The 15752-nt window shown below is 71.4% G+C and carries 12 protein-coding genes and 1 pseudogene; 10 read left to right on the top strand and 3 right to left on the bottom strand.

The features are described from left to right. The first annotated feature begins 25 nt into the window (after nucleotides 1-25). Genes F8R89_RS00785 through F8R89_RS00770 form a run of 4 tightly spaced genes read left to right on the top strand, consistent with a single transcriptional unit; the run spans nucleotide 26 to nucleotide 4664 of the window. Entirely contained in the window at nucleotides 26-907 is an 882-nt protein-coding gene (locus F8R89_RS00785; RefSeq protein WP_151782110.1) for a cyclase family protein, read from the top strand. Then, complete coding sequence (locus tag F8R89_RS00780; protein ID WP_151782109.1) at nucleotides 900-2339, top strand: MmgE/PrpD family protein; 1440 nt, start codon at nucleotides 900-902, stop codon at nucleotides 2337-2339. Before F8R89_RS00785 ends, F8R89_RS00780 begins: the two co-directional genes overlap by 8 nt. After that, nucleotides 2332-3798, top strand: a complete 1467-nt coding sequence (locus F8R89_RS00775; protein WP_151782108.1) for a dihydroorotase — start codon at nucleotides 2332-2334, stop codon at nucleotides 3796-3798. The genes F8R89_RS00780 and F8R89_RS00775 overlap by 8 nt, the downstream gene beginning before the upstream one ends. A 29-nt stretch (nucleotides 3799-3827) precedes the next feature. Then, nucleotides 3828-4664 (top strand): HpcH/HpaI aldolase/citrate lyase family protein, encoded by an 837-nt coding sequence (locus F8R89_RS00770; RefSeq protein ID WP_151782107.1) that lies wholly within the window; start codon nucleotides 3828-3830, stop codon nucleotides 4662-4664. Between the two features lie 775 nt (nucleotides 4665-5439). On the opposite strand, the gene F8R89_RS00765 is transcribed toward F8R89_RS00770, so the two are convergent. Beyond that, on the bottom strand, nucleotides 5440-6363 hold the full coding sequence (locus F8R89_RS00765; RefSeq protein WP_151782106.1) for a hypothetical protein: 924 nt from the start codon (nucleotides 6361-6363) through the stop codon (nucleotides 5440-5442). A 1595-nt stretch (nucleotides 6364-7958) separates the two neighbouring features. On the opposite strand from F8R89_RS00765, the gene F8R89_RS37040 reads away from it, so the two are divergent. The 5 genes and pseudogenes from F8R89_RS37040 to F8R89_RS00740 form a co-directional block, all read left to right on the top strand. Further along, on the top strand, nucleotides 7959-8084 hold the full coding sequence (locus tag F8R89_RS37040; RefSeq protein WP_264158871.1) for a hypothetical protein: 126 nt from the start codon (nucleotides 7959-7961) through the stop codon (nucleotides 8082-8084). A gap of 391 nt (nucleotides 8085-8475) precedes the next feature. After that, nucleotides 8476-9594: an ABC transporter substrate-binding protein gene (locus tag F8R89_RS00760; RefSeq protein ID WP_151782105.1), complete on the top strand. Its 1119-nt coding sequence runs from the start codon at nucleotides 8476-8478 to the stop codon at nucleotides 9592-9594. A gap of 354 nt (nucleotides 9595-9948) precedes the next feature. Next, complete coding sequence (locus F8R89_RS00755; protein ID WP_225994263.1) at nucleotides 9949-11040, top strand: alpha/beta fold hydrolase; 1092 nt, start codon at nucleotides 9949-9951, stop codon at nucleotides 11038-11040. A gap of 214 nt (nucleotides 11041-11254) precedes the next feature. Beyond that, nucleotides 11255-12073, top strand: a complete 819-nt coding sequence (locus F8R89_RS00745) for an IclR family transcriptional regulator (protein ID WP_151782104.1) — start codon at nucleotides 11255-11257, stop codon at nucleotides 12071-12073. Nucleotides 12074-12268: 195 nt separating this feature from the next. Further along, nucleotides 12269-12888 (top strand): annotated as a pseudogene (locus tag F8R89_RS00740) (amidohydrolase family protein); the annotation flags it as partial. A gap of 115 nt (nucleotides 12889-13003) precedes the next feature. Here F8R89_RS00740 and F8R89_RS00735 read toward each other — a convergent pair. Continuing rightward, the gene (locus F8R89_RS00735; RefSeq protein ID WP_192806005.1) at nucleotides 13004-13795 is read right to left on the bottom strand and encodes a GNAT family N-acetyltransferase; all 792 of its coding nucleotides are present in this window, start codon (nucleotides 13793-13795) and stop codon (nucleotides 13004-13006) included. Between the two features lie 174 nt (nucleotides 13796-13969). Next, nucleotides 13970-14812 carry a GNAT family N-acetyltransferase gene (locus F8R89_RS00730; RefSeq protein WP_151782102.1) on the bottom strand — a complete coding sequence of 281 codons (843 nt, stop codon included), beginning with the start codon at nucleotides 14810-14812 and terminating at the stop codon, nucleotides 13970-13972. A gap of 453 nt (nucleotides 14813-15265) precedes the next feature. Here F8R89_RS00730 and F8R89_RS00725 point away from each other — a divergent pair, with 453 nt between their 5' ends. Then, nucleotides 15266-15631 carry a DUF1330 domain-containing protein gene (locus F8R89_RS00725; protein ID WP_151782101.1) on the top strand — a complete coding sequence of 122 codons (366 nt, stop codon included), beginning with the start codon at nucleotides 15266-15268 and terminating at the stop codon, nucleotides 15629-15631. Nucleotides 15632-15752: the final 121 nt, after the last annotated feature.

Genomic DNA, 15752 nt, shown 5'->3' with positions numbered 1-15752 from the left:
ATTCAGAAAGAAGGACGGCCCGCACATGACTGGCACCGCTTCCATCACCCCCACGCAGACCAGAACACCGGACCCGCTGCTCGCGGCGGTCACCCGGGGTGTGCGCGTGCTCGACCTCGGCCGCAGGCTCTACATCGGGATGCCGCAGTCGCCGAACCACCCCGCCTACTGGCACACCCTGCCGCGCCGCCACGGCGACCGCACCCGCGCCGACGGCGGCTCCGCGGCCAACGACATGCTCGTCATGGGCACCCACGTCGGCACCCACATCGACGCCTTCGCCCACGTCTCCCACAACGGCAAGCTGTTCGGCGGCGCCGACGCGCAGGAGGCCAACCAGGGCGGTGTCTACCCCGACCACGGCGCGCACACCATCGCCCCCATGGTCCGCCGCGGTGTCCTCCTCGACGTGCCCGCGGCGCTCGGCGCCGAGGGCTGCGAGCCCGGCTACGAGATCACCGTCGCCGACCTGGAGGCCACCGAACAGCGCCAGGGCACCCCCGTCGGCAGCGGCGACGTCGTCCTCATCCGCAGCGGCTGGGGCCGCCAGTTCGACGCGCCCGACCGTGACACTTACATCGGCCACGACTCCGGCGTCCCCGGCATCGGGGAGGCCGGCGCGCAGTGGCTCGCCGCCCGCGGGGTGCACGCCGCCGGCGCCGACACCATCGCCTTCGAACACCTCGCCCCCGGCGCCGGACACGCCAGCCTCCCCGCCCACCGCGTCCTGCTCGTCGAAGCCGGCATCTACATCATCGAGACCCTCGACCTGGAGGAGATCGCCGCACAGCAGGTCCACGAGTTCACCTTCGTGCTCTCCCCGCTGCCGCTGTTCGGCGCCACCGGATCCCCGGTGCGCCCGCTCGCCGTGGTCGGCACCGCGCAGGAGGACGAGGACCGTGGCTGAGCACACTCTCGCCCGCCGGCTCGCCGAGTTCGCCACCCAGACCTCCTACGAGACCCTGCCGGCCGACGTCGTCGACAGCGTCCGCAAGCGGGTCGTCGACGTCCTCGGACTGTGCGTGGCCGCCCACCGGCTGCCCACCTCCACCGCCATCGTCGAGCACGTCCGCGAACAGGGCGGCCAGCCCCAGGCCACGGTCATCGGCGGCGCCACCCCGCTGCCCGCACCGCTCGCCGCCCTCGCCAACGGTGTCCTCGCGCACTCCCTGGACTACGACGACACCCATCTGCCGTCCGTACTGCACCCCAGCGCCTCGGTCGTGCCCGCCGCCCTCGCCGCGGCGGAGTCGTCCGGCGCCGACGGCCGCCGCACGGTCCACGCCATCGCCGTCGGCCTGGAGGTCTGCGTCCGGCTCGGCATGGCGGGCTACGACCGCGAGGCCGGCAACTCGACCTTCTTCGAGCACGGCCAGCACGCCACCTCCATCTGCGGAGCCCTCGGCGGCGCCGTCGCCGCCGGACTGCTCCTGGGCCTCGACGAGGACGGACTTCAGAGCGTGCTCGGCATCGCCGCCTCCATGGCCGCCGGCATCATCGAGGCCAACCGCACCGGCGGCACCGTCAAGCGGCTGCACTGCGGCCTGGCCGCCCAGTCCGCCGTCACCGCCGCCCAGCTCGTCCGGCGGGGCTTCACCGGCCCGCCCACCGTCCTCGAAGGGCGCTTCGGGTTCTTCGAGGCGTGGCTCCACGGCGTCTACGACCCCACCGCCATCACCGAGGGCCTGGGCACCGAGTGGGCCGTCCCCGGCATCTTCTTCAAGCCGTACCCGGCCAACCACTTCACCCACACCGCCGCCGACGCCGCCATGGCGCTGCGGGACAGGGGCCTGGACCCGGCCCGCGTCGAACGCCTCGTCCTCGGCGTGCCCGGTCCGGTGATCCGCACCATCGGTCAGCCCATCGAGGGCAAGCGCGCCCCCGAGACCGGCTACCAGGCGCAGTTCTCCGGCCCGTACATGGTCGCCGCGGGACTCCTCGGCGGAGGCGGTGGACTGGGCCTCGGCCTGGACGACTTCACCGACGACCTCGCCCGCGACCCGGTCCGCCGGGAGCTGATGGCGAAGGTGGAGGTGGTGGAGGACGACACGGCCACCGCGATCTTCCCCGCGCAGTTCCCCGCCGTCCTCACCGCCCACGACACCGACGGACGTGTCTGGCGCGAAGAGGTGCTCAGCAACCGCGGCGGCTCGCTCCGCCCGCTCTCCGACGACGAGCTGGAGCTGAAGTTCCGCGACAACGCCCGGGACCGACTGTCGGAACCCGACATCGACCTGGTGATGGACCGAGGCAGACGCCTCGGCGAACTCGACCGTATCCACGATCTGCTCGCCCCCCTCGCCGAGCTGACCAACCTGGCTGGAGGCCCCCGTGACTGACTTCGACCTCGTCCTGACCAACGTCCGCGTCGTGACCGACGAGCAGGACGACCCGAAGAACGCCGACATCGCCGTCCGCGACGGAAAGATAATCGCCGTCGAGCCCGGCATCGACCCCGCCCGCGCCGCCCAGGTCGTCGACGGCGGCGGCAAGCTCGCCTTCCCCGGCGTCGTCGACGCCCACCAGCACTGGGGCATCTACAACCCGCTCGACGAGGACGCCGTCAGCGAGAGCAAGGCCTGCGCCCAGGGCGGCGTCACCACCGCCCTCAGCTACATGCGCACCGGCCGCTACTACCTCAACAAGGGCGGCTCGTACGCCGACTTCTTCCCGGACGTCCTCGGCCTGACCGAGAACCGCGCCCACGTGGACTACGCCTACCACCTGGCGCCCATGTCCAAGGAGCACATCTCCGAGATCCCCGCCCTCATCGGCGAGCACGGCGTCACCTCCTTCAAGGTGTTCATGTTCTACGGCAGCCACGGCCTGCACGGCCGCTCCGCCGACCAGAGCTCCTTCCTGATGACCCCGGAGGGCGAGCGCTACGACTACGCCCACTTCGAGTTCGTCATGCGCGGCATCCAGGCCGCCCGCGAGCAGTACCCGGACATCGCCGACCAGATCTCCCTCTCGCTGCACTGCGAGACCGCCGAGATCATGACCGCCTACACCAAGCTGGTCGAGGAGGCCGGCGACCTGACGGGCCTCGCCGCCTACAGTGCCTCCCGCCCGCAGCACTCCGAGGGCCTGGCCGTCTCCATCGCCTCCTACCTGGCCCACGAGACCGGCCTGCCCACCATCAACCTGCTGCACCTGACGTCTCGCAAGGCCGTCGACGCCGCCGTCCGGATGAGCAAGGCGTTCCCGCACATCGACTTCCGCCGCGAGGTCACGGTCGGCCACCTCCTCGCCGACATCGACACCGCACACGGCCTCGGCGGCAAGGTCAACCCTCCGCTGCGCCCGCGCGAGGACGTCGAGGCGCTGTGGGAGTACGTGCTCGACGGCACCATCGACTGGGTCGTCTCGGACCACGCCTGCTGCCGCGAGGAGGCCAAGTTCGGCGACCCGAAGGACGACATCTTCCTCGCCAAGTCGGGCTTCGGCGGCGCCGAGTACCTGCTCGCCGGCATGGTCACCGAGGGCACCCGCCGCGGTCTGCCGCTGGGCCGCATCGCCGCCCTCACCTCCTACAACCCCTCGCGCCGCTACGGCCTGCCCACCAAGGGCCGCATCGCGGAGGGCTTCGACGCGGACATCGCGCTCGTCGACCCGAGCGAGACCTGGACGGTGCGCGCCGCCGACTCCGAGTCCACCCAGGAGTACACGCCGTTCGAGGGCTTCGAGCTGAGCGCCCGCGTCACCGACACCTTCCTGCGGGGCAACCGCGTCTTCGCCGACGGCAAGGTGACGGGCGAGCCGGTCGGCACCTACCTGCACCGCCCGACCGGCAACTGAGACACCGGCACCCGCGAAGGAGGAGACCCGTGAGATCCGCCCTCTACGTGCCGGCCGACCGCCCGGACATGCTGGCCAAGGCCCTCGACAGGGGAGCCGACAGCCTGATCGTGGACCTGGAGGACGCCGTCGCGCCCGACGCCAAGGAGACGGCCCGCGGCATCTGCGCCGCGTGGCTGGAAGGGCTGCCGCCGGCGGACGAGCGGCCGGGCGGCCCGGAGATCTGGGTCCGCGTCAACCCGGGGGCCCTGGGCCGCGACGACGCGCGCGCCGTGGCCTCACCGGCCGTCACCGGGCTGATCGTGGCCAAGACCGAGCGGGTGGGTGACCTCGTGGCCGTCGCCGGTGAGCTGGAGGCGGCCCCCTGGATCAGCCTGTGCCCCCTGCTGGAGAGCGCGTCGGCGCTGCTGTCGGCGCCGCTCATCGCCCGCGGCCCGCGGGTCACGCGCATGCAGTTGGGGGAGGCGGATCTGTGCGCCGACGCGGGCATCGAGCCCGGGCCGGACGAGCGCGAACTGCTGTGGCCGCGCACCCAGTTGGTTCTGGCGTGCGCGGCGGCCGGGCTGGCCGCCCCGCTGGCCCCGGTCAGCACCGACTTCCGCGACCTCGACGCACTGAGGGAGTCGACCCGGGCACTCAAGCGTCTCGGATTCGGAGGCCGTTCGTGCATCCACCCGGCACAGATTCCCGTGGTGAACGAGGTGTTCACCCCGAGTCCGGAGGAGGTGGAGGGGGCCCGCGCCCTGGTCAGGCGCTTCGAGGAGGCCGGCTCGGGCGTGACCCGGGACGACTCCGGCCGCATGATCGACGAGGCCGTGATACGCGGAGCACGCCGCATCCTGGCGGCGGTGCCGTCGGGGCGCTGACGGGTGTCGGTGCGGCCGGGTGGCGGCCCGTGGTGTGGCCGGCGGCCACCTGGTCCACCCGGTCCGGCCCGTACGTCCGAGAGGTGCCCGCAGCTACGGGCCCTGGACGCACGGGCCGGGTCCGGGCCCGCATCGGGAAGCCCTGCACCTGCCGGGCTCGGCCCGGGACCGGCGGAGGGCGTCGCAGGTGTCGGTCAGTTCGGCGGCGCCGCCGGTGCGGGTCGGGACGCCTGCAGCCCCGTGCCCGCCCTGCAGCTCCCGGGGCGGCGAGGCCCCGGGAAGAGGTGGCCGGCGTGTCCCGGTGCGGCGGGCGGTGCCTGCCTGGCCACCCCGGGCGTGTCCGGTGCGGAGGACACGCCCGGCCGAGCGCCCGGTGTCCGACCACGGACACCGGGCGCTCAGGCGTTCCCGGGCTCCGCGCGGGCGGACGCCACTGCCCTCTTCTCCGGGGCCCTTTCACAGCAGGGAGCGCGGACGAGTGCCGACGAGCCCGGTGGAACGGTGCCGTCGTCGGCTGAGGTTGGTCCTGGCCCACGGCAACGTGACACCGCAGAGCGGGAGTTGCCGCCTGGCGGACGCACACGGCCCCCGGGAACCGACACCGTCCGACGGCTGTCCGAGCCGGGCCGGGCCGGGTGCCGTGGCTTCGGACACGCGGGTTCGGGCGTGGGGGGGGCGTGGGGGGGGGGGGGGGGGGGGGGAGCCCGTTGGTGGTGCGCTCTCTGATGAAGACCGGAGGGATCCGGAGGTCCGGGCCGCGTCCCGGCCGCGGAGGTTACCTCGGAGTGTCGGCGGCCGGAGTGTGGCCGCCTTGGCCGTTCGTCAGGCGGTCCACCGGGTCCTCCGTGAGGCCGGTCACCACGCTGCCGAGCGAGCGTGTCCAGCAGAGGACTGTCGCCCCGGTGGGTGAGGCCGCTGAGGGTGACGTGAGCAGTCCGTGCTCCGCCGAGCCGTATCCCCATTTGCCGATGCGACGGCCGTCGAGGTCGATCTCACCGTCGAGGACGAAGGCGCTTTCCGCGTCCGTCCCACCGTCGAACGCCGCTCCGGTCCAGCCGGCGGGGACCTCGGCCGTCCACGTCGTCCAGCCGCTGACGGGGTTGTGGTACACGGCGGCTGCCGTGAGCCCGGTGTCCTTGCCTGCGCGGGTCCGCACCGGGCGGCGGGGCAGGTCGTTCACCGCGAGGGCCGTGACCGCGGGGAGGTCACCGGGGGCCGCGGGCTGGTCAGGATCGCGGTCCACGAGGTGCTCGACCCCGTTCCAGTCCTGCGGCACGTCGGTATAGCAGAAGTCGAACGGCGACGAGTTCTTGATGAGCAGCACGCAGCCCTCGTCGCTGTACTGGTTGGCGGGGTGCAGCCAGCGAGGTGGGTGGTTGAGGTAGCCGGGCGAGGGCAGTTCGAACCACTCGCCGAAGGTGAGCCGGCCTTCTACGCAGAAGACTTCCTCGTGGACGTTGTGCCACTCGAACTGCTCGGCGACGCCATCGGGCCGGTGGCGCATACCGCGGTCGTACCCCGGGGGGAACCGCAGCAGGTAGGTGCTCGCGCCCGTGGCGGCGTCCGTCGAGATGACCGTCCGCTCGGTGCCGGGCTGCCAGTTCCACTGCCACGGTTCGTCGTGGTCCTCGTACGTCTCGGTACGGAGTTCGGCGAACGTCGTCGGGACGATCGGTGTGTTGTCCACGTTCGATGCCATGCCGTGCATCCCTTCTGTCGGGTGTCGGGTGTCGGGTGTCGACGGCCTCGCCACGGAAGCGACTCGCCGGCCGAACCCGGGGCGGGGCCTGTTCGTTCAGATCCGATCCACCCGCAACTGGAACGGGTCCTGGGCCGTCGCATGCAGCACCCGGCCGTGCTCGAACTGCCGGATCGGTGCGGAGTTCGGGCTCGCTGTCGGGCGGTCTGCGGTCGGAGGTCTTCTCTTCGGCCGGAGTGGGCGCGGTGGCGTCGCGTTCGCCTTTGCCGACGTACAGGCAGGGACAGGCGTCGACGTCGCCGGTGTCGTCACTCCGGGGGCATGAGGCCCGGGTCAACTGTGTGGCCGGTGGTGCTTCTTGTGTGGAACCGGGCGGTGCGCGGCGGCGGGGGAGCTCCTTGGGGGCCCTGAGGAGTGGGGGCTACCGGGTGACGTGGCTACTCGGTCGGGGTGTGTGCGGGTGGCGGATTATTGCCCTTGGAAGTTACTGATGAGTAATGATTGACGGTGTCACATGTGCCCCCTAGTGTCCCGCCACAGTGAACGCCGTACGGCCCAGTCGAACAATGATATGGGCAGTAACGGATAAATGGGGAGGGTCAGATGGCAATTCCTGATGTGGCACTGCCGCTGTCGCCTGTCCGTCCTGGCCCGGTGCTCCTGGGTCACCCGGCGTCCACGCCCGGATGTACCACGTGTTTCGGCCAGGGAATCCGACCGGCCGGCCGCCACCCCGCCCACCACGGAGAAGGGGCCCGCGGAGGGGGAGGGCTGATCACCACCGAGGGGACCGGGGCCACTCGACCCGTGCGCGACGGAAGACCGGGCCCGGCGGCTTCGGCGACTCCTCCATCCCGGCGCATGCGGGCCCGGCCGGTGCCGTCCCCGCGTCCCGGTGCCCGGACCTTCGCGCAACTCCCCCACACGGGCCGCCAGGCCGGCGGAGCCCCGACGCGAACGGCCGCCAGGGACCCGGGCGTCACCGTCCGGACGGCCGGGACACATATCCGTTCCTCACCAGGAGCGGCGCCCGGGTCCACCTGGCGTCGCCCACAGCGCCACCGGCCTCGCCAGGCTCCACACGGTCCAGGCCGGCACGGCCCACCACCTGAGTGAGCCGAGGGCCGGGCACACACCAGCTGCGCACACTCGGCCCGGTGGACGGCGACCGAATCCCCGCGACACCCTCTGCGGGGACACCGAACATCCGGACGGGACGACTGCCGTGGCCGGCGCCGGGAATCCCGTCGTCGCGAACGAGGCCCGCCGGGCGCCCGGCGCCTGTCCGCCGAACCTCACGCACATGCCGCCGACGACACCGACACCCGCGCGTCACGCCGGAAGCACTCCCCACGAGGGACGGCACGGCGACACCTTCCTCACCGACGCCGTGACCGGCCTCGACCTACTCGCCAGGACCAGCTGAACCCCGCGCCCGGACCCGATCCACCGGCAGCGCACGGCCCGCCGCCCGATCAGGCCCGGACCGGCTCCCACCGCACTTCTTTCCCCCGCCGCGCCGTGCCGTTCCCCTGCCGCCCCTGCCCCGGGGCGGAAGCGCAACGGCCGTTCCACCCCCGGACAGGAGAGGCAAGATGATCGACGTCGAGGACCGGATGACCCTCGACGAACGCCCGGCGGCCGCCTGCATCCTGGCGCAGCGCATGCGCTCGACACGCTCCGCCCCGCGCCATGGAAGATCGCCCGCGACGCGGTCGTGAACCGCGGTGGCGAGGTGGCCCTGCCGGGCGGCGGAACCGCTCGCACCCGCGACACGGACCGCCCCACCCCGTAGAGAGACCCACGGCTCGCCCACCGGGACGGCGGCTGCCCAGCGCGGGCGCTGCCGGTGGGTTCGCACACCCCGTGACCTCTGCTTCTAGGGCGTTGTCCCCGGACGGCGCCCGCACCCTCCACCTCGCCCGGCATCCCGTACGGCGAGGACCCGCCCGGCGAAAAACCTTGGAGGGCGTCCGGTACGCCCACGCTTTCGCGCTCCGCGGCAGTCCCCTCGCCGGGGCAGCGCGTCCGCAACGACCTGACCGAGGCCGGGACTTACATCCCGAGCAGTCGACAAAACCCTTTCCCACCAGAGCAATCGAGGTACCGAACATGAAGCGCTCCCTGAGATTCGGCGTCAGCGCCGTCACCCTTGCCGCGCTCGCGGCGCTCTCCGCCTGCGGCGGCTCCGCCACCACCTCGTCGTCCAAGGACAAGGCCGCGGGTCAGGCAACGCTCGACCTCGCCGTCGCCTCGGCCATCATCGGCCCCAAGGAAGAGGTCGCCACCTATGCCGTGGCCGAGGCCGAGGGGTACTTCTCCGAGGAGAAGCTCAAGGTCAACATGATCAGCACCGACGGTTCGGTCGCCGCGGTCCAGGCCGTCGCCTCGGGCAGCGCCGACATCGCCCCCGCCGACGCGGGCGCCATCCTCGCCGCACGGGAGAAGGGCGTCCCCGTCGTGGCCATCGGCGGCCTCGTGCAGAACTGGCCCTGGCGCATGGCCGTTCAGCCGGGCAGCGAGATCAAGAACCCGGCGGACCTCAAGGGCAAGAAGGTCGGGGTCATCAGCCTCGCCTCGGGCTCGGCCATCTACGCCCGGGCGTACGCCCAGGACGCCGGCCTCGACCCGGCCAAGGATGTCGAGCTGCTGCCGGTCGGCGTCGGTGCCCAGGCCCTCTCCGCGCTGGAGGACGGCAAGGTCGACGTGCTGGCGCTGTACACCCAGGCGTACACGACGATCGAGAACACCGGCAAGGAGTTCCGCTACCTGGACAACTCCGATGCCTTCGAGGGCATCCGTTCCCTGACCTTCGCGGTGACCGAGAAGACCCTCAAGGACAACAAGGACGTGCTGGCCCGCTACCTGCGCGCCTCCTACAAGGCCCTGCTGTTCTCCTCGGTGAGCCCCGAGGCCGCCATGCGTGACGGTTACAAGGTGTTCCCGCAGCTGCTGGCCGGCAAGAAGCCCGAGGACCGTATCGCCGACGACAGCAAGAACCTCTACGCGTGGGTCGCGACGGCGATTCCCGCCACCGGTGAGCCGGAGAGCTTCAAGGACTGGGGCGCGATGAGCGAGGAGGTCTGGAACAAGACGGCGGCCTACACCAAGGCGTCGGGCCAGATCACCAGGGACATCAAGCTCTCCGAGGTGTGGGACGGCAGCCTGCTCAAGGAAGCGAACGACTTCGACTCCACCGCTGTGATCACCGCAGCGAAGGCCGCCAAGTAGCCATGGGCACGCGACGAGCGGTAAGGAGGGGCGGGCCCTCATGACCATGGGAACACCGGGCAGGCGCGTCCCGCGCCGTCGCTCGTCGTGTGGTCCGGCTTCACCTGGAGATGAGTGACCACGACGCCACCGTCGTGGTCACCGTCCGCACCCGTCCGACCCGTCACCGGTTTCACCGGCGACCGCGACCGCGACGACGTCACCCCCGGCCTGCCCGCGACGGCGTCCGCCGAAGTCGAGATCCGGCTCGTCCGATCGAGCCGCACACCCGTCCTGACCGCCGTACCGCCTGGAGGACTACCGCATGGGCATCAAACACGTCGTCGAGATCACGGCCCCGCCGGCGGTGGCCCGATGACCACGCACATGAAGGGCACTTCGCGACGCGGCTACCTCGACCTTCCGCACGGTCAGGTCCACTACCGCGAGGCAGGCCGCAGCGGAGCCCCCGCGCTGGTCGTCCTGCACCAGTCGCCACTGTCGTCCGCGACGTACGAGCCCGTGATGGAACTGCTCGCCGGGCACGGGATCCAGGTCGTAGCCCTGGACACCCCCGGGTTCGGGATGTCCGACGCCACGCCCGGGCAGTGGAGCATGTCCGAGTACGCCGCGTCCGTCTGGCAGGCCGTCGACGCGCTGGGCCTGGGCACCGTGCATCTGCTCGGCCAGCACACCGGCGCCCTGATCGCGGCGGAGGCGGCCCTTTCCGGCCGGGAGCGGGTCAGCGGCCTGATCTTCCAGGGGATCCCGCTGTACACGGACGAGGAACGGGCCGAGAAGGCCGAGACCTACGCCCCGAGTTACACCACGGACGCGGACGGCGGCCACCTGAAGGTGATCTGGGACCGTATCCGCGGCCTGTACCCGACGATCTCGGCCGACTCCGCGAGCCGGCAGGTCGCCGAGTACCTGAGCGTCGGCCCCAACTACGGGGTGGCCTACCCGGCGGTGTTCCGGTATCAGGTGGACCCCGCGGCGCTGGCCGGCATCCCCACTCTCCTCCTGCACGGCACCGAGGACGTCCTCGACCGGATGAACGACGTCGTCACCGCGGCGTTCCCCCACGCGCCGCTGGTCACGATCCCCGGCGGAACCGACTTCGTCGCCGAAGAGCAGCCCGAGGTGTTCGCGGCCGCGGTCGCCGAGCACGTGCCCGTTCACGCCCGTGTACACGGCGACGGCCGACGCCGCCGGCGGACGCGGTGGCACGGACCGCTCGCGGACCGGTCCGCTCGCAGGGCCGGACGCGGCCGGAGGGGCGCAATGAGCAGGCTGCCGGAACCGTTCGAGAGGAGTTGTCCGCGGCCGGCTTCGCCGCGCGTTTCCGCGGGGCCCTCGGTGCGGCCGCGCGCGGGGAGCGGATCGCGTCCGGTCCGGTCACCGTCACCGCGTCGGTCAACCCTGGTACAACCTCCGGCGGGGGGTAGGCTCTTGCCGTCCGGCTGAAGGTGAGCGCTCCTGGCCGTCCGCCGGCGCGGCTGGACCGGTTGGCGTCCCTCGCGGATGCCGTCTGCCCGCGCGCCAACGCGGTGCACGGCAACATCGAGGTCACAACCGACGTGATCGGCAGCGGCCGGGCCGGCGGGCGCCTAGACCTTATGGCGTGACCCAGTCCATGCGGCACCCGCAAGGGCAGCCGTCCGAGCAACCCGAGGTTCTCATGACCATCGACGACAGCGACGAGCAGCAGGGGCGTACCCGCTCCGGCATCGCCCGTGTCCTGGCCGTGATCGACGCCATCAGCCGATCACCCCAGAGCCAGGGTGTCTCGGTGATCGCACGCGAGACGGGTCTGCCGAAGGCCGTGGCACACCGCATCCTGCGGGAACTGGTCGCAGGGCAGTTCTTGCGGTTCGACGAGGAGACCAAGGTCTACCGGCTCGGCTCCGGCGCCCTGAACGTCGGGCTCGCCGCCATGCGTGAGCTGGACCTGCCCGCCGTCGCGCACCGCCACCTGGTGACGCTGTCCGAGCGCACCGGCCACACGGCAACGCTCTCGGTACGGCAGGGCTGGTCCCGGACCTACGTGGACCAGGTCCTGTCCCACCAGGAGATCCGCATCTCCGTGGCGCTGGGCACCAGCCATCCACTGCACGCAGGGTCGTCGTCGAAGGCCATCCTGGCCGCGCTGCCCGACTCCGAGGTGGACGCCTACATCGCCCACCACCGGCTGGACGGCGTCACCGACGCCACGATCACCTCGGCGGCCACGCTCCACGAGGAGATCACCAGGATCCGCGGGCTCGGCTACGCGGCGAGCTACGGGGAACGGCAGGCGGAGACGGGAAGTATCGCGGCCGCCGTGTACGGCGCGACCGGGCAGGTCGTCGGCTCGGTCTCGGTGTGCGGGACGAAGGCGATGTTCGACGGGGACCGCACGGAGCGGCTGGGGGAGTGCGTCACCAAGGCGGCTGCCGACATCTCGGCCGATCTGGGGGCCGCGCGGGACCAGGCCCCGGGACGAAGGGACCCGCGCTGACCGCGCCGGTGCACCACCGGGACGGTCGGCAGGCCGGGTCCGCCGCGGGCCCGCTCGAAGGACCGAGCCGCACCGACCTCACCCAGGGTGCCCGGCACCTGGGATGACGGCGGTCTGGTTGTCGTGGCCGGGGCGATCGAGGCTGAGTGCCGAGCAGTGACCACGCCGCAGCCCACCTGACAAGGATCCGCCAGGCATGTCAACGACACCACCAGCGCCGCCGTCCTCGAACAGCTCCGGCGTCGCCCCGCCGCGGAACGCCGGGTGCTGTTCCGGGGCGCGATCCTCGTCACCATGGACCCTGACCTCGGCGTCATCGACCACGGAGATCTCCTCGTCGAGGGCGACACCGTCACCGCCGTCGGGACGGACCTCAGCGCCGGGACGCCGTCGTCGTCGACGTCACCGGCAGCATCCTCAGCCCCGGGTTCGTCGACACCCACCGGCACGCCTGGGAGGCCCAGTTGCGGCGGATCATGCCGGACGTCGACGACCTCGGCGGCTACGTGATGTCCACGCTGGCCGGCTACGCCACCGTCTACCGGCCCGAGGACATGTACACCGGCACCAAGCTCGCCGCCCTCACCGCGATCGACAGCGGCATCACCACCATGCTCGACTTCTCCCACAACTCCCGTTCCCGCGCGCACTCCGACGCCGCCGTCGAGGCGCTCCGTGACACCGGCATCCGGGGCGTGCACGCCTCCGTGGGCCCGCACTTCGGGGACTGGGACGGGCAGCGGCCCGGCGACCTCGCGCGCCTCAGGGACCAGTACTTCAGCAGCGACGACCAGCTGCTGACCCTCCGACTGGCGGCCCGGTGATCGCCTCGGTGGACGAGGTCATCGCCAGCCCCGACTCCTCCAGGGCGTCGTCGTGGTTCCCCGCCAAGGCCCAGGAACGCGTCTTACGACACCGAAGAGGCGGCGATCAGGTCCCGATCAACGAGGTCCAGGTTTCCGCGGTGTGGAAGCCGAGGCTCTCGAAGAGACCGACTGCCTCGTCGGTCGCATGGAGGTAGGCCGTGTGCGCGCCACGCGCCCTGCCGTCCTGCAAAATCCTGTCGACCATGACCCGGGCGTAGCCCCTCCTCCGGTGCTGTGGCGTGGTGGCGACGTTGATGACACCGAGGTGGCCTCCCGCCACGACCCCCAGCCCCGCGGCTACGGTGACCCCGTCAGCCTCGGCCACGTAGGCGGTGATCCCCTGCGCGTCCAGGACGGCCGGCGTGTACAGACTGGAGATGATCACCGCAGGCGCGCCGAACCCAGCGGCCAGCACCTCGGCGAAGTCGTTGTACTCGTCACCGCCCAGGACACGCACCCGCACCTGACCGGCATCCTGCGGGAGCGCGGACGCGTCCTTCAACGGCAGCACCATGAAGGGCTGTTCGGACGTGGCAGTACGTCCGAACTCACGCGCCTTGCGCGTCATCGCCTCGTCCGGGCCGCCGCGCAAACGGATGCTCCAGGGAAAGCCGCCGCGGTCCGCCTCCGCGGCCGCCACGGTGGCCAAGTCCGCGATCTCCTCCACGTCGGGCTTCTTCACCGTGCTCATCACGACGTTGAGAGCGGGTATCTGCGAGCGGGTGAGGGCGAGGAGAGTGCCCTGGGAGCCGCTGCGCCCGGTGGCGCCGGGCACGAGGCTCACCAGCCTCTCCATGGCCGACCCGAAAGCGTGCGCGGCGGCATCCGCGCGGGAAGCGAGAGACTTGGGATCCATGTGAACTCCAGTGTCGAAGTGCTGTGACGCCGGCGGTATGCCGGACGCAGGAGAAAGGCGAGGGTGAGGCGAAGAGCGCGCCTGAGGTCGGCGCCCGCTCCCCGAGATGTCCGCGATCATGCGCGCAACCGCTGGGCAGCTGACGGCGGTGTCCCGATTCATCGATCTCGTGTGTCAGGCCACCACGATTCGGAAGTCGCAGACGGGCCGGTATCCGATGCGCCGATACATACTGTTGCTCGTCGGGTTGGCGAGGTCGGTGAAGAGCAGTACGTGGTCCGCTCCGGCGTCGCGTGCTGCCTGGGAGACGGCGGCGGTGACAGCGGCTCCGTAGCCCCGGCCGCGGTGTTCGGGCAGGGTGTAGACGGGGGTGAGGCGAGCCGTGCCGGCCACCACCGGCGTCATGGCCGCCATGGCCACCGGTTCGCCCCCGACCGTCCACAACCGCCAACCACCCCGGCTGAGCCGGTCGTCGATGAACGCGTCGAGATCCACGCCGAGCGAGCCGGCCTCCGCGACGAAGCGGGTGCACCAGTCGTGGAGAAGCGCTCGGTCGCCGCCGGTCACCGTCCGTGCCTCCCCGGGCGGGATGACGTGAGGCCACTCGAGACGGCCAAGACGATGCAGGCGCAGTCGCGGTCCGCTCTTCAGCGAGGAGCCGGTGGTCACCCGCCACGCTTCGGAGAAGGCTCGAGCCGACGAGTCGTCGGCCATGAGGTGCGTGAACGGCTCGGATCGAGTGGACAGGAGCCCGGCCAGGTGCGTTGCGGCTGCCTGGGTGAGGTGGCTCGCGGTCAGCATGTGCGGTGGCATCCACACGAACGCGGCTGTCGTCGCCGTCTCGCCCGGCTCCCGCCACCAGCCCAGCAGCGTGGGCGGGGCTTCACCCGCGGTCCGCGACTGCTCGATCGTGCCGAGTCCGGACAGCAGCATGGTGTGCAGGTCGGGATGTGTGGCGAGGAATTCCCCCGCCTCGGAGCGAAACACTTCTGGCTCGTCCGTATGGAACCAGGTCACGGGAGTACGTCTCCTGCTGACCCGGTGGTCGGAAGGAGACGCAGACGGGGCGCGGTCGGGGGACCGCCAGCCACAGCAGAGGCGACGGAGGGACGGTCGAGTCGGCCGGACTCGCGTTCTGGCAGGGGCATTCGAACCTCGTGAGGCAGGTGACGCGGTGGACGTGATGGGGCGGGCTCATCATGTCTGCCGCCACCGCGCGGCGTCCACGTGATAGATGTCACTGGCAATCTAAATGACGTAGGTGACTCCGAGGGGCAGGTCGGCGACGCCGGGGCTCTGCGCCGCCGCGACAGGTGACGACCCCACCAGCTTCGCCGGTCACCAGATGTCCTCCCGGTGGGGTGTGAGCGACTGTGGAGTTGCAAGACTCGCCATCGCGCAGTTAGATGGCATGCGTAATCTAACTGCGCCACGCGCCCAGTCCCCGTAGCCCTCCCGAAGGAACCTCCCATGAGCATCTACCTGATCAACCACCTCCGCATCCCCGGCGACGTCCCGAACGAGGCGGGACTGTCCTACCTGGAACAGGTCGAGGCCACCGTCCAGCCGTTCGGCGGGAAGTGGCTGGCCAACGGCGCACCCGACGTGATCGAGGGTTCGTGGCCTGGCTTGGTCGTGCTGATGGAGTTCCCCGACCGTGCCGCAGCGGAGGCCTGGTACCGCTCGCCTGAGTACCAGGCGATCCTGCCGCTGCGCGTGCACAACGCGATCTCGGACCTCGTCATGATCGACAGCCTGCCGTCGGGCTACACCGTGAAGGGGTTCGCCCAAGAGGTGCGCGCCGCCGTCGCGGCAGCGTCCGGCACCTCCGAGTGACGCCGTAACCAGACCGGCGCCGACCCGGTGTGCAGCCGGGTAGCTGATGTGCCACGGCCGCTGTCCCGTGACGCCGTCCGAGCCGGGCTGTCGTGCGAACTTGCATCTGGTTCGGCACGCA

The sequence above is a fragment of the Streptomyces sp. SS1-1 genome (assembly GCF_008973465.1).
In the GTDB taxonomy this organism is placed as follows: domain Bacteria; phylum Actinomycetota; class Actinomycetes; order Streptomycetales; family Streptomycetaceae; genus Streptomyces.
Note: the sequence above shows the minus strand (reverse complement) of the source record. Positions and strands in the feature narration are given on the sequence as shown.

What these genes read in the sequence shown, in the direction of transcription:
- F8R89_RS00745 (WP_151782104.1), top strand. Translation starts at nt 11,255, where the DNA reads ATGACCATCGACGACAGCGACGAGCAGCAGGGGCGTACCCGCTCCGGC.
- F8R89_RS00735 (WP_192806005.1), bottom strand. Translation starts at nt 13,795, where the DNA reads ATGGATCCCAAGTCTCTCGCTTCCCGCGCGGATGCCGCCGCGCACGCT.
- F8R89_RS00725 (WP_151782101.1), top strand. Translation starts at nt 15,266, where the DNA reads ATGAGCATCTACCTGATCAACCACCTCCGCATCCCCGGCGACGTCCCG.
- F8R89_RS00755 (WP_225994263.1), top strand. Translation starts at nt 9,949, where the DNA reads ATGACCACGCACATGAAGGGCACTTCGCGACGCGGCTACCTCGACCTT.
- F8R89_RS37040 (WP_264158871.1), top strand. Translation starts at nt 7,959, where the DNA reads ATGATCGACGTCGAGGACCGGATGACCCTCGACGAACGCCCGGCGGCC.
- F8R89_RS00760 (WP_151782105.1), top strand. Translation starts at nt 8,476, where the DNA reads ATGAAGCGCTCCCTGAGATTCGGCGTCAGCGCCGTCACCCTTGCCGCG.
- F8R89_RS00785 (WP_151782110.1), top strand. Translation starts at nt 26, where the DNA reads ATGACTGGCACCGCTTCCATCACCCCCACGCAGACCAGAACACCGGAC.
- F8R89_RS00765 (WP_151782106.1), bottom strand. Translation starts at nt 6,363, where the DNA reads ATGGCATCGAACGTGGACAACACACCGATCGTCCCGACGACGTTCGCC.